Here is a 3,242-nt window from a genome sequence, read left to right on the forward strand (position 1 = left end):
GGGGGATGGCAAGTTATTGTTTTGTGTGAAAAAAAGCTCATTCCTAATTCAATGTTTCAAGTTGGAATAAGCTTATAAAGGGTTACCTAACAACTATCTATTTAAAGGACTATATCTTGGAATCCAACTTCAGTTACTTCTTCATCTTCAATTTTTACAGCAAGTCCATGTTCTATTTCCCAAGTGCAATTAAAAAGTAAACCGATTCTTCTAATACCATTTTTACGTATTCTTCTAATGATTAATTGAGTAGGTTCCACTAGTTTTACTAACTCTTCTATATTATTTATAAATGGGGCAATTTTATCTGTATCTTCTTCCCCCACCATATCCCTATAATCCATGTAAACTTCTTGATAATGATCAAAGATAGATTCCTCAGCTTTTGTAAGTATACTTTCCATATTATTAAGAAAATTTATATATGCTTCTTTTTGAGCATCTTGGAATTCACCATCTTCATTTCCATCTATACTTAATATTACCTTTCTCTTTTCTCCGAAGATTTTTATTTCCTGATGCCCGCTCCAGTATAAATCGCAAGAAATTTCTCCGAAGAGTTCATGATTAAGTTTATCCATTGAATTCCGTCTTTTACTCCTTCCATATAGATGGATTGTTTGTCCTGACTTAATTGATAGCCTATTGCTTCTTCCCATTCAGATAGCAGATGTTGAATATCTTCGTTTTGGTTGGTTTTGAATCGATCCATTTTGGTGAATAGATTGTTGTCCTCTGATGAACATGAAGCTTGTTCACTGGCAAGTTCTAATTGATAAAATCGTTGGCGTAATGCTTCTTGAAACCAATCTGGCCAATTTGACATTTTGTGCTTCCCCTCCCGTGGTTTGAGTGTGTGTATGTTAACTCTGATGTGGGGGGGATGGCAAGTTATTGTTTTTGTTCTATTATTTCCTTACTATTGCTGGGTTCTGATATGTAAAAGAAAGCTTATTCCTGACTTTGATTAGAATAAGCTTCTGAAAGTTTATTAAGTGATTTTTGTCAAGTGGTTGGTGCGTTTTGGACGCTTTCACGATAGAGAAAATAATAGTTTTATGTTCATCTAATTTAATGTTTGGTAAACTGCCTTGAAGGGTGGATGACCAGTTTCTTGGTTTTGTAATATGCTGGGCTTACGAAATCTCAAACTCGTTTGAAGTTCAATTATTGATTCATCATCTTTTGTTTCTTTAAGTAAAACATTTATCCATATTGGGCACAATGGAACTCTACAAGCTAGCATATTAGTCGCGGTATTTATGTCAAACTCTCTTTCATTTAAGTTCTTTGCATTTAGCATTCCTCGTTGTAGATACTCATCAGTCGAATTAAGCGACTTCCCTTTCTCTTCTACAGGAACAACTATGAATTTACAAGTTTCATCTAGCACCTTACCATGATAAGTTGATAACTCATCCAACGTTTTCAACAGATACTCTTTAAAAGTGGCTTTATCCATGTATTTTACCATCCCATTCACTCCTTCAGTTTCTTAGATAGAACTCTTGTTGAGTCAATAACAAATCCTTCAGCATCAATTTTATAGCTATAAAGTTCGATCCACGCACCTTTAACTTTCACTCCCGCATTCTTCAATAATTCTGGATATTTGCTTGCTTCTTCAGGAGTTGGTCGATAGTGTCCAGATTCATTAGTAATCTTCCTCACTTCTCCCTGACCATTGATTTTCATCTGACCTGCAGCGAGAACCTCGTCTCTATTACCTAATGTATGGTGTCGTTTTCCAATAGCTAAGTTTCCATTCTTGTCAATAACAAAGTCTACTTGAGTTCTACCGTTAATCCCTTTAATTTTTCCATTCTCCAAATTGTATGTGAGTATTTTCCCGTCTTTGGGTAATTCCTCATCAGGAAATTTATTCTTAATTGTTGAACTAGCTTTACCCGTCCCCTCAGTTTTGAATGGTTCGCTCGGTTTCGAAGGTGGAGTTTTCCCTGTTACTGGTTTTTTAATATTTCCCTCTGGAACTTTAATCGGCTCAGAAGGTATTTTTGTCCCATTTAACTTAACACCAATTGAAGCTCCAACGCCTGGAAAACTATTAAATACACTGCCTACAACAATAGTTATAGCTTGTGCCTCTGTTATTTTTTTTCCGGTTATAGAATCATAACCTTGTTGAGCTGCTTTCATGTGTTTTATGTTAAAATCCTCAGGAACAGGTTCCTGTTCTATTTTGATTTCTCCACTTTGGACAGCTTTCTTATAGGCCATGGTAGCATTGCTTGATTCCGTAGTAATATAACTATCTTGGGTAAAATACCAATCAAGCCCAATCGTCACTCTATCATATTTGCTATAGTCATAGGCTGCTTTAGGCTTTCCCTTTTCCTTAGAGATATCGTATTTTTCTTTATCGGTAGGAATTTGTTGTTGGGCATGAGACATGGCATTCGATTCTTTCAGCAGGTTCTTAACCAGCTCTAATGGGCCACCGGAATGCGCTATATGACGCGCACTTGTATATGCTTTTCCTAAGATCCACTTGCTATAGTAAGCTTGTCTCGCTTGCTCATGCTCATACTGGCTAATCAGCCCCTGAAGGGCTAAACCAGCCAAGTATTTCAATGGATGAACTCCGCTCCCTTTGCTGTTTCCTCCAAACGTAGGTGTTCCTTTGCTCCGAACTGGGATCGATGCAGTTGCTTGCAAAACCGTTGCTGCTACTTTGCCTGCGGGTCCACCAACTGTATTTAACATTACACTAGCCACTTTCCCCATCACCGGAATGGAGCTTAATAGCTTGGACACCGTACCCATCAAGGCATTCGCCTGTTGAAGCTCTGCTGGACTGGTAATTTTTGCTTTAGGGGTAGAGGCTTGGCTGCTAGATGAATCCTTGGCTGCTGATTGAGCTGCTTCATAGGCTTTGATGCTCATGAGTGGCGGTTCAGGCACTGGAGGGAGGTCAGCCACGAAAACAGGAGCTTTCACCGTACCTTCCTGATATATCACTGGAGCTTTGGTATCTGTCTCACCATCCAGCACCATGCTGCTGGCTCCGCCTTTCAGATACAGCGCCGTTCCAGCTTCGAGCGAAAGTTCTTCACCTGCATCGAGCTTCACATGACCACCCTGAATCTGCACATTCCCCGGACTGTTGATGGTGATGCCGTTACCTTCATGCAGCGTAATGGAGAATTCACCGGAGGTAGACAGGGTCAGTTCTTGCTCAGACATTTCTATGCCGCTACCTTGCACATGTTGCCATACCTTCA

Annotated in this window: 3 protein-coding genes and 1 pseudogene; all 4 read right to left on the bottom strand. The window is 39.2% G+C overall.

What is annotated here, in order from left to right; genetic code table 11:
• Positions 1–101: 101 nt before the first annotated feature.
• Positions 102–581 (bottom strand): DUF6985 domain-containing protein, encoded by a 480-nt coding sequence (locus KQI_RS0124360; protein WP_010349505.1) that lies wholly within the window; start codon positions 579–581, stop codon positions 102–104.
• Positions 509–826, bottom strand: coding sequence for a hypothetical protein (locus tag KQI_RS29025; RefSeq protein WP_010349506.1), 318 nt, complete (start codon positions 824–826; stop codon positions 509–511). The genes KQI_RS0124360 and KQI_RS29025 overlap by 73 nt, the downstream gene beginning before the upstream one ends.
• A gap of 240 nt (positions 827–1,066) precedes the next feature.
• Positions 1,067–1,474 (bottom strand): hypothetical protein, encoded by a 408-nt coding sequence (locus tag KQI_RS0124365; protein WP_010349507.1) that lies wholly within the window; start codon positions 1,472–1,474, stop codon positions 1,067–1,069.
• A 5-nt stretch (positions 1,475–1,479) separates the two neighbouring features.
• Positions 1,480–3,242, bottom strand: a pseudogene (locus tag KQI_RS29450) (hypothetical protein); the annotation flags it as partial.

This window comes from Paenibacillus peoriae KCTC 3763, assembly GCF_000236805.1.
Taxonomy (GTDB): Bacteria; Bacillota; Bacilli; order Paenibacillales; family Paenibacillaceae; genus Paenibacillus; species Paenibacillus peoriae.